This window comes from Amycolatopsis sp. cmx-11-51 (assembly GCF_047608665.1).
Classification (GTDB): Bacteria; Actinomycetota; Actinomycetes; order Mycobacteriales; family Pseudonocardiaceae; genus Amycolatopsis.
Genome location: NZ_JADNQO010000004.1, coordinates 94080 through 107389, shown reverse-complemented (window position 1 = coordinate 107389; position 13310 = coordinate 94080). Strand labels below are relative to the sequence as shown.

Genomic DNA, 13310 nt, shown 5'->3' with positions numbered 1-13310 from the left:
AGTGAGTTCCACCGCCTGGTTCACCCACGACCGGTTCGGGATGTTCGTCCACTGGGGCCTGTATTCGCTGGCCGCCCGGCACGAATGGGTGCAGAACCGCGAAGAGCTGACCGACGAGCAGTACCGCGTCTACTTCGACCACTTCGAACCGGACAAGTACGACCCGCGCGCCTGGGCACGGGCCGCGAAGGGCGCGGGCATGACCTACGTCGTGCTCACCACCAAGCACCACGACGGGTTCTGCCTGTGGGACAGCGATCTCACCGACTTCAAGGTGACGAACACGCCGTACGGCAAGGATCTGCTCGGCCCGTTCGTCGACGCCTGTCGCGAGGAAGGCTTGAAGGTCGGCTTCTATCACTCGCTGATCGACTGGCACCATCCCGCGTTCCCCGTCGACGGCACCCATCCCCGCCGTGACGACGCGGAGTACATCGCCGCGCACCAGTACGCCGACATCGCCGAATACCAGCTGTACCTGCACGGTCAGGTCCGCGAACTGCTCACCCGCTTCGGCACGATCGACTACCTGTTCTTCGATTTCTCGTACCAGGGCCGCAAGGAGTGGTGGGGCGGCAAGGGACCGGACGACTGGGACTCCCCCGGCCTGCTCGACCTGGTCCGCGAACTGCAGCCCGGCATCCTGGTCAACGACCGCACCGGCATTCCCGGCGACTTCATCACCCCGGAGCAGTACCAGCCGTCCGGGCCGATGACCCGCGACGGCGTCCCGGTGGTGTGGGAGGCGTGCCAGACCCTCAACGGCAGCTGGGGTTACGACCGCGACAACTTCGACTACAAGAGCCCCGAACTGCTCATCCGGATGCTGGTCGACGGTGTGTCCAAGGACGGCAACCTGCTGCTCAACGTCGGGCCGAACGGCCGGGGCGAGATCGACCCTCGTGCGCACGCGGTGCTCGCCGAACTCGGCCGCTGGATGGACCGGCACGAACGCTCCGTCCGCGGTTGCGGTCCCGCCGAGTTCACCGCTCCCGCGGACGGCCGCTACACCCAGCGCGGAGACCGGCTCTACCTGCACCTGTTCAGCTGGCCGATGAACCACGTCCACCTGCCGGGGATGGCCGGGCGCGTCCGCTACGCCCAATTGCTCGACGACGCATCGGAAATCCGGCAGGTGCACACGGATCCAGGACAGACCGCGCAGAACACCCAGATGGGCGGGCAGCTGGCAGGCACGCTCACCCTCAAACTCCCCATCCGGAAACCGGACACCCCGGTCCCGGTGATCGAGCTGTTCCTCACCAGCCCCGCCGCCGAAACCCTCCCCACCGATTGAGCACGGAGGCATCATGGATCGCAGAAGGTTCCTCACCGGCGCCACTCTCGGCGCCGCGCTGGTCACCGTCCCCTGGGTCACCGCCGGAACGGCGTCGGCCAAGCCGAAGGGGCTGTGCGCGCTGAATGTCAGTTCGCTGACCGAACTGCAGAACGCCATCAATTCGGCGGCCGCCGGCGCGGTCATCACCGTGAACAACGGCACATACACCGTGCCCACGGGCAAGCCGATCAGCATCAAGGGCAGGCGGGGCACCAAGGACCAGCCGATCACCATCGTCGCGCAGTCCCGCGGTGGAGTGACCCTCAACGGTGAGCAGAGCTTCGTCTTCGACGACTCCACCGGTGTCACGATCAGCGGGTTCAAGTTCCGCCAGAGCACCACGCTGGAGATCCCGCCGAACTGCTCGCGGATCCGGCTGACCCGCAACGATCTCCAGTTCGCCGACATCACAGACCTGCACTGGGTGATGGTCCGCGCCGACAACAGCAAGATCGACCGCAACCACTTCCACCACAAGACCACGCTCGGCGTCATGCTCTGCATCGAGGGCGCGGACGACGACAAGATGGCGTCCGGCGTCGAGGTCTTCCGGAACTACTTCTCCGACCACACCTTCGCCGGCGACAACGGCGGCGAGCCGATCCGGCTCGGTGTCAGCCCGCGTGCGCTCAGCACCGCCGGCGCCAAGATCGAGTTCAACCTCTTCGAACGCGCGAACGGCGACCCGGAGGCGATCTCGGTCAAGTCGTCGGGCAACTTCATCCGCAACAACACCATCCGGAACAGCCTGGGCGGCATCGTGCTGCGCCACGGGAACAAGTCCGTCGTCGAAGCCAACTTCATCCTCGGCGGCAAGGAAGGCATCCGGATCTACGGCAACGACCACAAGATCCTCAACAACTACGTCGCCGGAGTGTCCAGCAGCGCGCTGGTCGTCGGCAGCGGCTCCGTTCGAGACCACTTCCCGGGTGAATCAAAGGAATCGCGGCGCGGCAACGACGCGGCGGACCGCGTGCTCATCGCGCACAACACGCTGCTGAACAACGGCGGCACGCTCTCCGGCGAGACCAAACGGACGATCGAACCGCGCGACTGCACGATCTCGGACAACATCTTCGTCGGCGGCAACGGCGACCTGGTTTCGATGAGCACCACGGGCAACTTCACGTGGTCCGGCAACATCCTGTGGGGTTCGGGCGGGGACGGCAACATCCCGGCAGGCACCTTCCGCCGGATCGACCCGAAACTCGTGCAGGCGTCGGACGGGGTCTCGCGCCTCGCCTCGAACAGCCCCGCGATCAACGCGGCCACGCTGTCCACCGCGCCGACCGCGTTCGACATCGACGGCCAGGCCCGCGGCAGCCGGCGCGACGTCGGGGCGGACGAGTACTCGACGGCCGCCATCGCGAACCGGCCGCTCACCACCGCGGACGTCGGTCCCGCCGCTCCGTAGCGAAACCCGGGCTCACGCCGGCGGCCGTCCTCGCCGGCGTGAGCCCGTACCACCGAGGAGGAACCATGCCGCAGCGCGCCGCGGGTTCGGTCACCCTTGCCGACGTCGCCCGCGAGGCGGGAGTGTCGCTCGCGACGGCGTCGAGGGCGCTCAACGGCGGGACCAGACAGGTGAGCGGGGACCTGCGGAAATCGGTGCTGCAGGCCGCGGAACGGCTCCAGTACACCGCGAACGTGCCCGCGCAGGCAATGGCCCGCGGCCGCGGCAACGTCGTCGGCCTGCTGGTGCACGACATCGTCGACCCGTACTTCTCCTCGATCGCGTCCGGGGTCATGCGCGTGGCCGCCCGGCACGGGCTGACGGTCACCATCGCGAGTACGGAAAACCGTCCGGAGAAGGAACTCGAGTACGTCACGACGTTGCGCGGGCAACGGGCGCGGGCGGTCATCCTCGCCGGGTCGCGCAACGAGGGCGATGCCCTGGAACGAGATCTGACGAAGGAACTCAAGGCGTTCGAGGCCGCCGACGGCCAGGTCGTGGTGATCGGGCAGCGGAAGCTTCCGTTCGACACCGTCATGCTGGAGAACCGCGCTGGAGCAGCGGATCTGGCTGAACGTCTCGTCATCCTCGGACACCGCGATTTTCTCGTCCTCGCCGGGCCACCCGGCCTGATGACCTCGCGGGATCGTGTCCTGGGTTTTCGTGACGGCCTCATCCGACAGGACATCCCGTTGCCCGAGAACCGCGTGCTGCGCGCGGAATTCACCCGCGACGGGGGCTACGCGGCGATGATGCGGGCGATCGAGAACGGCTTCCGCGGTTGCGTTTTCGCCGTCAACGACGTGATGGCCGTCGGCGCGATGGCCGCTTGCCGCGACCACGGCCTGGAGGTGCCGTCGCCCATCGCGATCGCGGGATTCGACGACATCATCACCTTGCGCGACATCCGGCCTTCACTGTCCACCGTGCGCGTCCCGATCGAGCGGATGGGCGAACAAGCACTCGACTTCATCCTCGACGACCGCGCGGACGGCCCCCGCGTCAAACCGATCACCGGCGAGGTCGTGCTGCGGGAAAGTACTCAACCGTTGGAGGGAAAATGATCCGGCCGGGACTGTGTTCGGTGACGCTGCGACGACTGGACGCCGACGCGGTCGCCCGCCGCGCCGCGGAGGCGGGCCTTCAGGTGATCGAGTGGGGCGCCGACGTCCATGTGCGTCCCGGCGACGACTGGGCGGCCGACCGCGTACTCGAAGCCATGGCACAGCACGGCCTGAGCTGTGATTCCTACGGGTCCTACTTCCGCGCCACCCCGATGGAGGCCGGGAAGTTCGGCGACATCGCCGCCACCGCCGTCCGGCTCGGTGCCACCAGGATCCGGGTGTGGGCGGGCAAAGCGGGCTCAGCGGACGTCGACCCCGAAGAGCGGGAGCAGGTTGTCGCCGGTCTCCGTGAGGCCGCCGACGTCGCGGGCGGGCACGGTCTGGAAGTCGCGCTGGAGTTCCACGGCGGGACGCTGACCGACACCGCCGAGTCGACCGTCCGGCTACTCGACGAGGTCGGTCGCGACAATCTCGGCACCTACTGGCAACCACCGCAGGACCTGCCGGACGAGCAGGCGCTGGCGGGACTGGAGTTGGTCCTCGACCGGGTTCGCGCGGTACACGTCTTCTCGTGGTGGCCCAGCAACGAACGGCATCCGCTGACCGCGAGGACGGACTTGTGGACGCGGGCGTTCGCCCTGCTCGCGCGGGCGGAACGACCGCTCGACGCGCTGCTCGAGTTCGTCCCGGACAACGATCCCCACCTCATCCCTGGTGAGGCCGACTCGCTGCGCAAACTGATCGAGGCGGGCGCGTGAGGTTCACCGAAGCCGATCGGCTGCTGTTCGCCGGGGACTCCATCACCGACTCCAGCCGCGACCGCGGAAATCCGGCGTCGCTGGGCAAGGGCTACGTCCGGCAGATCGCCGACCGCTTGGGCGACGGCCCGGAGGTACTCAACAAGGGGCTCAACGGCAACCGGATCTACGACCTGGAAGCGCGCTGGACCACCGACGTCCTCGCGCTCCGCCCCACGGTGCTGACCGTGAAGATCGGCATCAACGACACCTGGCGGACCTTCGACCGCGGCCTGCCGAGCCCGATCGGGAAGTTCCGCGCGGCCTACGCCCGGCTGCTGTCCGCCGCGCGGCAGCACCTTCCGGCGGAGCTGTACGTCATCACGCCGTTCCTGCTGCCGGTCGAACCGGAGCAGCACGACTGGGTAGCCGATCTGGCACCGCGTCTCGAGGTCGCGCTGGAAGTGGCCACCGAGTTCGGCGCCCGCCTGGTTCGCGCGGATCTGTTCATGCCGCGCGCCGCCGAGGAACACGGCGCCGCGACGCTGGCCCCGGACGGCGTTCACCCCAGCCCGCTCGGCCATCGGCTCCTCGCCGAAGCGTGGCTCGCGGCGGCCGGTGTGCCGGTCGAAAGAGCTCCGCGGCTCTAGCTCTCCCCCCGAGGTCACGGACGGCGAGGAACCCGGCTATCCCTGCCGCAAGTAGTCCTCTAGTGGCGGTAGTTGCGCTTGCAACTACCGCCACTAGAGGACTACTTGCGGTCGGGTAGTGGCGCGGGGCCACTCATGAGGACCTCGCTCAGCGGCTGGTCGATTCCCGCGCGTTCAACCGGACGGGCACTTCGATCCGGCGTGGCCCGCCGTCCGGAGCGCCGCCTTCGATGAGGTCCATCAACGCCGTGGCCGCGCGGCCGCCCACCTCGCGTGGATGCACGAACATCCCGGTGACCTGCGGCGAAGTGAGCCGAAGCGAACCGCTGTCCACCGCACTGCAGATCCCGAGTTCACCGGGCACCGCGAGCCGTCGGCGACGAGCCTCGTGGAGAACGCCGAGCGCGAGATTCTCCGACGTAGTGAAGACGGCGTCCGGGCACACTCCCCGGTCGAGCAGTCTGCCCAGCGCTGCCGCCGTGCCGTCGGTGGTCGGCGGTTCGTCGATCTCGACAACCACCGGCTCCAGTCCCCGGTCTTCCGCCCAGCCGGTGTACCCCGCGACGAGATCCGCCGCGTAGGAGCGGCTGGTGTCGGTGGTGATCATCGCGGGGCGCTCATAACCGTTGTCCGCCAAGTGATCCAGCATCAACCGGGCCGCCGTGACGAGGTCGTTGTCCACGACGACCGGCACGGGGCACGGCGACGCGAGCGGGCGTCCGACGGTCACCAGCGGGCGGTCGCGGCACCAGCCGGTGGCGAAGAACGGCTCGTCGCCACGGGGGTCGACGAGGACGGCGCCGTCGACCGCGAACGCGTTGAGCCGGTCGAGGTCCGCGTCCGGCGGCGTCAGCAACAGGCCATACGACCGTTTCGACGCGGCTTCGGCCGCGCCGTTGAGAACTTCGAGGAAGTAGTCCGAGTTCGGCACGAGCGCGCAGGCATTGCTCGCGTCGACCGAGTTCGCGAGCTGGATCGCCAGGGTCCGGCTGCGCCGCGTGACCAGTTGCTGTGCGTGCACACTGGCCTGGTAGCCGAGTTCGGCCGCCGCCCGCGCGACGCGCCGCCGGGTGTCCTCGGAGATCCTGCCCTGCCCGCTGAGCACATGGGACACGGTGGTGATCGAGACCCCCGCGGCGGCGGCGACATCACGGATGGTCGGCGACAATCAGACCTCCACAGGCGGTCCCCAAACGCGGTTCGGCCGGTCGGTGTCCAGCCGATAGTCGGTGACGTGGGCGTCGCCCAGCCTACGTCCGAGGTCCGCCGCGGCCTCCAGCGGCCGAGCGGGATCGCGCTCCACCTCGCCCCTGCTGTTGCCGACGCCGACCACGATCCCGGCGAGGTCCTGGCGCAGGTACCGGGTGAGTTCCTGGAACTGCGCTTCGAGGCCGAGCGTCGCGCCGCGATAGCTCTCCTCACAGGAGATCACCACGGCGGCACGCTTGTTCATCAAGCCCGGCACGACCTGGCCGGTGTGCGGCGAACTCCCCGAGGTGTAACAGAAAAGCCGGTCGAAGAACGACTTGAGCCGTCCGGTCATGCCGTACCAGTGCAGCGGGGTCGCGTACACGATCGCGTCCGCCGGGAGCACATGGTCGAACAGCAGCCGCTCGTAGCCGTCCGCGATCCCGCAGGACCGGTCGCTCAGCCGGCAGCGGCGGCAGTCCCCCAGCGGCGACTCGACGAAATCCGAGAGGCGGACGAAGTCGATCGTGTGACCGGCCTCCTCCGCCCCTTTGGCCAGTGCCTGGGCCAGCGCCCAGGAATTCCCTTCACGACGCGGGCTCGAATCGAGCACCAAGACCTTCACGTGGTCCTCCCCGAAAGAGACTGCAAAAACGCTTTTGCAGTCTCTCCGGAGAGGGTTTCACCTGTCAAGCGATGGCGGCCGCCGCGAGGATGACCTCGGCGACGACGTCCGGCCGCGAGACCGAGACCGCGTGCGAGGCCTCGATCCGGGTGACCTCCGAACCGGCCCGCTCGGACATGAACGCCTGCGCGGCGGCGGGAATCGCGTGGTCCTGCTCGGCGATCAGCGCCCAGGACGGCACGTTCTTCCACGCCGGCTCGCCGTCGAACGGGGTCGCCAGCGCGCGCTCGGTGACCGGGCGCTGGGTGACGGCCATGACGTCGGCGGTCTCCGCGGGGACGTCCGCCGCGAACACGTCCGAGAAGTTCTCGGGCTTGATCGACAGCTCGCCCTGTGCCGCGAGGACGTTCGTGGTGTCGGGGCCGAGCTTGCTGCCTTCGAAACGGCCGGACAGCTCGAACACGCTCTCCCCCACCTCCGGCTGGAAGGCGGCGATGTAGACGAGCGCCTTCACGTTCGGCGCCGTGGTGGCCGCCCGGCTGATCACGACGCCGCCGTAGGAGTGCCCGGCCAGCACCACCGGGCCGTCCACTCCGTTGACGACGTCGGCGACGTAGTCGGCGTCGGACTCGATCCCGCGCAGCGGGTTCGAGGCCGCCAGCACCCGGTAGCCCTGCTCACGCAGCTTCGGGACGACGCCGTTCCAGCTGGACGAGTCTGCGAAAGCGCCGTGGACCAGGACGATGGTGGGCTTCTGGTTGCTCATGGTTGCTCCTTAAGAGCTAGCGAGAACGATCGGTCTTTCTGCCTGAACAATGCCCGTCCGTCAGATCTTCCACAATGTGGCGTGGGCCATCTAGTGGAATGACCGTTCTTTCTCTAAGCTGCGAAGATGACAACTGCCGACCGGGGGCCGCACCCGAAGATCCGGCTGCTCGAGACCGCGTCGCGACTGTTCTACGCCGAAGGCATCCACGCCGTCGGGGTGGAGCGCCTGGTCTCCGAGGCGGCCGTGACCAGGGCGACCTTTTACCGCCACTACCCCACCAAGGACGACCTCGTCGCCGCGTACCTGAACATCACGAGCGAGCGGATCCGCGCGGGCGTCGGCGCGGCGACATACGGTAAATCCGCCCGCGAGGCCCTGCTGGCGGCGCTGGGCATCATCGGCGACCGCACGCTCGACGACGACTTCCGCGGCTGCCAGTTCCTCAACGCCGCCGCCGAGTACCCCGATCCCGAGCACCGGGTCAGGCAGGTCATCGACGACCACCGGGACTGGTTCTTCGGTTTGCTCCGCGACCTGGCGAGCGACGCCGGCCATGCCGACCCCGAGCACGCCGCCCGCACGCTCGTCCTCCTCCGCGACGGCGCGCTGCACGGCGGGAACCTCGACGACGCCCAGACCGTACGGAGCACGCTGCGCCGCGCGGTCACCGACGTCGTCGGCTGAGTTTCAATGACGCCGCGTTGCGCACTCGTTTCGTCCGGCCGTTCCCGGCGAGGACGGCGAGGACGGCGAGGGTTTCTGGCGACGTGGAGCATTCGCAAGCCTTGCGCTGCAACCAATCCGTGGCGGCGAGCAGGTCTTCGGTCGCCCGCGGCGCGTTCAGCGTGATCGTCCGGTCGTCGAGATGCCCCGAGATGGCCGCCTCAGCCATCACCCGGTCCGGGTCGGCGAGCACTTCGGCCACCAAGACGACCTCGTCGGCGTCCGCCACTCGCGCCAAAGCCCGGCGATAGTCGGTATAGCGCGCGTGTTGGGGCGGTTCGACGTCCACAGGGGACATTCTGCCATGGCATTGCGCCTTCTCGACGGTCGTGACAAGTGCCGGCGCGCACGTCCTCGTCGACGACTTCGGTGTGGTGCCGGGAAACCGCGTACTCCTGAGAGGCACCAACACACCGTGCGCGCCGCGGTCTCGCTGGCCGTGCTCAAGGCGGGCGCGCTGGCGGTCACCGAGCGGAACGCGAGCGGGAAGCTGCGGCGGTACCTGTTGCGGGAGCAGTGAACCGGCCGAGCGCGTGGAACAGGGTAGTGGCGAGCACGAGGCCTTCCCTGGCGATCGGCGCGAGCAGGTGTTCGTCGGGCGCGTGCTGCAGGCAACCCGGGTAGGAATGCGGCAGCCACAGCGTCGCGATGCCGAGGATGTCGGTGAACACGTGGTTGGGCAAGCCGCCGCCGAAACTCGGCAGGATCGCCACCGGCCGGTCGGAAACCTCGTCGAGGACGCCTTTCGCCCAGCCCACCCACGGGTTCCCGACCGGGGTGCGACTTGCTTGAAAACTCGCTTCGGCGCTGACCTCGACCATCGAAAACCCGTGCGAGGCCAGCTGTTTCGTGATCGTGTCCGCGACACCCGAGACATCGGTCCCGGCGACGTAGCGAAGTTGAAGTACCGCGCGGGCCTTGCCGGGGATGGCGTTGACAGGCCGGTCGATGTCGCCGGCTCCCAGCGAAAGGACTTCGAGGGTGTTCCAGCCGTAGAGCCGCTCAGCGGCCGAAAGCCCGGTGTCGCCCCAACTTTCCTCCAGTGCCGGATCACCTGGTTTGCCGTCGATCCGGATCTCCGCGAGTGCCTCGCGGACGCTGTCCGGGAGTTCGGGCGGCAGGAGCCCTGGCACCTGGATGCGACCGTGCCCGTCGACGAGACAGGCGATCGCCCCGGTGAGGGTGGTGGCGGGATTGCGCAGCACTCCTCCCCAGTTCCCCGAGTGATAGGCGTCGGGGCGCAGGTCGACGTCGAGCGAGATCCGGACGCTGCCGCGCGCGCCGAGGAATACCGTCGGCGTCGCCGCGTCCAGCCGCGGGCCGTCCGAGGCGATGAGGACGTCGGCGCCGAGTGCCGGCGACTGTGCCGTGACGAACTCGCCGAGACCGGGTGAGCCGATCTCCTCGCCGGTCTCGAACAGGAACTTGAGGTTGAACCCCAGCGAGCCCGTTTCGGCGAGGAGCAGCCTGAGCGCGGTCAAGTTGATCAGATGCTGTCCCTTGTTGTCCGCCGAGCCACGGCCGTACCAGCGCTCGCCGTCCGCGGTCAGCGTCCACGGGTCGCGGCCCTCGCTCCACCGCCCTTCATGGCCGTCGACGACGTCGGCGTGGCCGTAGCACAGGACGGTCGGCAGCTCCGGCGACTCGATCCGGGTGCCGATCAGGAAAGGACCACCGGCGGGGTCGGGGTTGGGATACCGCCGCACCGAGCAGCCGAGCGCCGTCAGTGCCGGAGTCAGCACCTCGTCCAGGTATGCCTTGATGGCAACGCGACCGTCCGGATGGTCACTGACGGTCGGATACCGGACCAGTTCGGCGAGTTCGGCGAAGAAGGCGCCCGAGTCCACGTGTGCTCGGGCCTTCGAAACCAGTTCCGCTGGGGTGGGCACGTTCTCTCCCGATTCGTCCGCCGAATGTCGAGGAGAGCGTAAGCCGGTTCGCCCTACACTGACCATTGCCGTTTACGGTGCCCTGCGTTCTGATCGAGGCAAAGGAAGACCCATGCGCCTGCTGCCGATCGCGCTGACGTACTTCCTCGAAGTCGCCCGCACCGGCTCGGTGTCCGAAGCGGCAGCCGAACTGACCGTCGCGCCATCGGCGATCAGCCGTCAGATCTCGAAGCTCGAAGCCGGGATCGGGGTACCGCTGTTCGTCCGGCATCCGCGTGGCATGGAGCCGACCGACGCCGGGAACCGGCTACTCGACCACGTCCGCCGCGGCGAAGCCGAATCGGCCGTCCTCGTCGACGAACTTCGCACCGGGCGGGGGCTTCAAGCGCGTTCGGTCACCGTCGCCTGCTCGGAGGGATTCGCCCGCCGTGTCGTGCCGCAGGCGATCGCCGCCTTCCGCCGCGAAAACGACGTCACCTTCCACATCGACGTCGTGAACCGCGAGGAAGCCACCCGCCGCGTGCTCGACGGCGCGGCCGACGTCGCCGTCACGTTCACGACAGGGCCACAGCACGGTGTGCGGGTCGAAAGCGCCGTCGTCGTTCCGGTGTACGCGATCGTCCCGCTCGGCCATCCGCTGACCGGCCGCGACTCCGTCGGGCTCGCCGAACTGTGCGGACATCCCCTCGCCCTGCCGTCGCAAGGCCAAAGCCTGCGCGATCTGTTCGACATCGCCGCCCGGATCGAGAACCTCGCGACGCGTCCGGTGCTGGTGTGCGACGAACTGAGCCCCAAGTACGAGTTCGTCCGCTGCGGCGGCGGGCTGGCGCTCGTCGGCGGACTGGGCGACGTCCGGCGGGACGCGGCCACCGAGGGTGTCGCCTACGTGCTTCTCGACAACGCCGTCTTCCGCAAGCGCGAAGCACAGGTGCAGACCATGGCGGGGCGGACGTCGTCGTCGGCCGCCCTGCGGTTCACCGCGCTGCTGACCTCGTTCGTCCACCCGCCGGTCAGCGGATCAGCACACCGGGGTTGAGGATCCCCGCCGGGTCGAAGGCGGTCTTGGCGGCGGAAAGCGCGGCGGCGAACGGATCGGGACGCTGCCGGTCGTACCAGGGGCGATGATCGCGGCCGACGGCGTGGTGATGGGTGATCGTGGCGCCGTGACCGGCGATCGCCTCGGACACCGCGGCCTTGATCTCGTCCCACTGCCCGACCGTGCTCCCCCAGCGCCCGGCGGCGTAGATCCCGTAGTAGGGCGCGGGACCATCGGGATAGACGTGGGTGAAGCGGCAGGTCACGACACCGGCGCCGCCACACACCTCGTCGATCGCGGCGCGGGCGGCCGAGGTGATCGCGTGGTGCAGTTCGTCGAAGGCTTCCCAGGTACACGCGGTCTCGAAGGTCTCGACGATCAGCGACCGGCGGGCGAGAGCGTCGCGCTGGTACGGCATCCGCAGGAACGAAGAACGCCACGCCGACGCCGAATCGCCACCCTGGCGCCCGGAATGCTTGTCGCGGCGGGCTTTCACCAGGCCACCGTGACCGATGGCCAGTTCCAGCGCACGGTCCAGCCAGGTGTCCACTGGATGGTCGGCGGATTCGAATCCGACCAGGAGAAGGCCGCCGCCCACACTCGCGCCCGCGTTGATGAAGGCTTCGGCCGGGTCGAGGAGGCGGCAGTTCGACGGATACAGCCCGGACTGCGCGATCGCGCGGGTGGCGGCGACCGCGTCTTCCTGGCGCTCGAAGGTGACCGACGCGGTGACCTGCCAGACCGGCCTGTCCTGCAGGCGCATCCAGGCTTCGGTGATCACGCCGAGGGTACCCTCGGAACCGAGGAACATTCGGTCCGGCGACGGTCCGGCGCCCGATCCGGGCAGCCGTCGCGATTCACTGATCCCGGCCGGGGTGACGACGCGCATCGACTCGGTGAGGTCGTCGATATGCGTGGCGAGCGTGGCGAAATGCCCGCCCGCGCGCGTGGCGAGCCAGCCGCCGAGGGTGGAATGGGCGAACGACTGCGGAAAGTGCCGCAGGGTCAGCCCCAGTGGGCGAAGCCGGTCTTCCAGGGCCGGGCCGAAGATCCCTGCCTGTATCCGGGCCGCGCGGCTGACCGTGTCCACTTCGAGCACCGCGTCGAGACCCGCCAGATCCATCGACACCGCGGGCCCGTCGAAGCGCGGTTCGATCCCGCCGACCACGGAACTGCCGCCACCATAAGGAATCAGCGGGGTTCCGGAAGCCGAACACCAGTCAAGGAGATCGATGACGTCCTGTTCGGTGCGCGGCCGGGCGACCAGATCCGGGATGTGGTCGAGATGTCCGAGCAGATTACGGACGACGTCGCGGAAGGCCTTGCCACGAGCATGGGACAACCGGTCGACGGGTTCGTCACCGCACAACGCCGCGAGCGCCCCGGGAGGGCGGATCCGCGAAGGTGGGACATCGAGGTCCGAGGGTTTCGGCGGGGCATGGTCGGTGAAGTCGTGGCCAGGCAGGACCGCCGCCGTGCGCGCGACGAGCGCGTCGGATTCTTGTTCGGATAATTCGCCGTCGGTGGTGCCCCAGCCCCACCAGGACCGGTTTTCGGTCGACATCGTTGTCCCCGTTCGATCTGACTCCTCAGTAAGTTACTTATCGGTCAGTTGCTGTGTCAACGAGAGGAGAAACGAAGCCTGATCGCTCGGCTGATGTCTCCAATGCCCCATTGGAGACATCAACCCTTCCTCCGCACCCTTCGACGCTTTACAACGTTGTATCAACGATGTAAAAAAGTCTGACGGCTTGCCGTGGCCCAGCTCACACCGGTTCCCTCGGCCACGGGGCCGTGGTTTCACGCCTGCACAAGTCCAACGGGAGGCGTACCTCCG

The 13310-nt window shown here is 68.4% G+C and carries 13 protein-coding genes; 7 read left to right on the top strand and 6 right to left on the bottom strand.

Going from position 1 to position 13310, the window contains the following annotated elements; translation table 11 throughout:
- The first annotated feature begins 1 nt into the window (after position 1).
- The 5 genes from ACM6LU_RS17015 to ACM6LU_RS16995 all read left to right on the top strand — a co-directional run bounded on the left by ACM6LU_RS17015 (position 2) and on the right by ACM6LU_RS16995 (position 5243).
- Positions 2–1297, top strand: a complete 1296-nt coding sequence (locus ACM6LU_RS17015; protein ID WP_414938682.1) for an alpha-L-fucosidase — start codon at positions 2–4, stop codon at positions 1295–1297.
- Between the two features lie 13 nt (positions 1298–1310).
- A complete protein-coding gene (locus ACM6LU_RS17010) occupies positions 1311–2753 on the top strand; it encodes a chondroitinase-B domain-containing protein (protein ID WP_414938681.1) in 1443 nt (480 codons plus the stop codon).
- A 65-nt stretch (positions 2754–2818) separates the two neighbouring features.
- Positions 2819–3856, top strand: coding sequence for a LacI family DNA-binding transcriptional regulator (locus ACM6LU_RS17005; RefSeq protein WP_414938680.1), 1038 nt, complete (start codon positions 2819–2821; stop codon positions 3854–3856).
- Positions 3853–4614 carry a sugar phosphate isomerase/epimerase family protein gene (locus tag ACM6LU_RS17000; RefSeq protein ID WP_414938679.1) on the top strand — a complete coding sequence of 254 codons (762 nt, stop codon included), beginning with the start codon at positions 3853–3855 and terminating at the stop codon, positions 4612–4614. The genes ACM6LU_RS17005 and ACM6LU_RS17000 overlap by 4 nt, the downstream gene beginning before the upstream one ends.
- Positions 4611–5243 (top strand): SGNH/GDSL hydrolase family protein, encoded by a 633-nt coding sequence (locus ACM6LU_RS16995; protein WP_414938678.1) that lies wholly within the window; start codon positions 4611–4613, stop codon positions 5241–5243. Before ACM6LU_RS17000 ends, ACM6LU_RS16995 begins: the two co-directional genes overlap by 4 nt.
- A 148-nt stretch (positions 5244–5391) precedes the next feature.
- Here ACM6LU_RS16995 and ACM6LU_RS16990 read toward each other — a convergent pair whose 3' ends face one another.
- The 3 genes from ACM6LU_RS16990 to ACM6LU_RS16980 form a co-directional block, all read right to left on the bottom strand.
- Positions 5392–6411: a LacI family DNA-binding transcriptional regulator gene (locus ACM6LU_RS16990; protein ID WP_414938677.1), complete on the bottom strand. Its 1020-nt coding sequence runs from the start codon at positions 6409–6411 to the stop codon at positions 5392–5394.
- On the bottom strand, positions 6412–7056 hold the full coding sequence (locus tag ACM6LU_RS16985) for a flavodoxin family protein (RefSeq protein ID WP_414938676.1): 645 nt from the start codon (positions 7054–7056) through the stop codon (positions 6412–6414).
- A gap of 64 nt (positions 7057–7120) precedes the next feature.
- Positions 7121–7822 (bottom strand): alpha/beta fold hydrolase, encoded by a 702-nt coding sequence (locus tag ACM6LU_RS16980; protein ID WP_414938675.1) that lies wholly within the window; start codon positions 7820–7822, stop codon positions 7121–7123.
- A 126-nt stretch (positions 7823–7948) separates the two neighbouring features.
- On the opposite strand from ACM6LU_RS16980, the gene ACM6LU_RS16975 reads away from it, so the two are divergent.
- On the top strand, positions 7949–8509 hold the full coding sequence (locus tag ACM6LU_RS16975; protein ID WP_414938674.1) for a TetR/AcrR family transcriptional regulator: 561 nt from the start codon (positions 7949–7951) through the stop codon (positions 8507–8509).
- Here ACM6LU_RS16975 and ACM6LU_RS16970 read toward each other — a convergent pair.
- Both ACM6LU_RS16970 and ACM6LU_RS16965 read right to left on the bottom strand, forming a co-directional pair.
- Positions 8490–8837, bottom strand: a complete 348-nt coding sequence (locus tag ACM6LU_RS16970; RefSeq protein WP_414938673.1) for a hypothetical protein — start codon at positions 8835–8837, stop codon at positions 8490–8492. The genes ACM6LU_RS16975 and ACM6LU_RS16970 overlap by 20 nt on opposite strands.
- Before the next feature lie 175 nt (positions 8838–9012).
- On the bottom strand, positions 9013–10437 hold the full coding sequence (locus tag ACM6LU_RS16965) for a M20 family metallopeptidase (RefSeq protein WP_414938672.1): 1425 nt from the start codon (positions 10435–10437) through the stop codon (positions 9013–9015).
- Positions 10438–10549: 112 nt separating this feature from the next.
- On the opposite strand from ACM6LU_RS16965, the gene ACM6LU_RS16960 reads away from it, so the two are divergent.
- Positions 10550–11473: a LysR family transcriptional regulator gene (locus ACM6LU_RS16960; RefSeq protein WP_414938671.1), complete on the top strand. Its 924-nt coding sequence runs from the start codon at positions 10550–10552 to the stop codon at positions 11471–11473.
- Here the strand turns inward: ACM6LU_RS16960 and ACM6LU_RS16955 are convergent.
- On the bottom strand, positions 11448–13037 hold the full coding sequence (locus tag ACM6LU_RS16955; protein WP_414938670.1) for an FAD-binding oxidoreductase: 1590 nt from the start codon (positions 13035–13037) through the stop codon (positions 11448–11450). The genes ACM6LU_RS16960 and ACM6LU_RS16955 overlap by 26 nt on opposite strands.
- Positions 13038–13310: the final 273 nt, after the last annotated feature.

Bases quoted from the DNA above. Each gene is read 5' to 3' on its own strand.
- ACM6LU_RS17010 (WP_414938681.1), top strand. From the start codon at position 1,311: ATGGATCGCAGAAGGTTCCTCACCGGCGCCACTCTCGGCGCCGCGCTG.
- ACM6LU_RS17005 (WP_414938680.1), top strand. From the start codon at position 2,819: ATGCCGCAGCGCGCCGCGGGTTCGGTCACCCTTGCCGACGTCGCCCGC.
- ACM6LU_RS17000 (WP_414938679.1), top strand. From the start codon at position 3,853: ATGATCCGGCCGGGACTGTGTTCGGTGACGCTGCGACGACTGGACGCC.
- ACM6LU_RS16980 (WP_414938675.1), bottom strand. From the start codon at position 7,822: ATGAGCAACCAGAAGCCCACCATCGTCCTGGTCCACGGCGCTTTCGCA.
- ACM6LU_RS16975 (WP_414938674.1), top strand. From the start codon at position 7,949: ATGACAACTGCCGACCGGGGGCCGCACCCGAAGATCCGGCTGCTCGAG.
- ACM6LU_RS16960 (WP_414938671.1), top strand. From the start codon at position 10,550: ATGCGCCTGCTGCCGATCGCGCTGACGTACTTCCTCGAAGTCGCCCGC.
- ACM6LU_RS16955 (WP_414938670.1), bottom strand. From the start codon at position 13,037: ATGTCGACCGAAAACCGGTCCTGGTGGGGCTGGGGCACCACCGACGGC.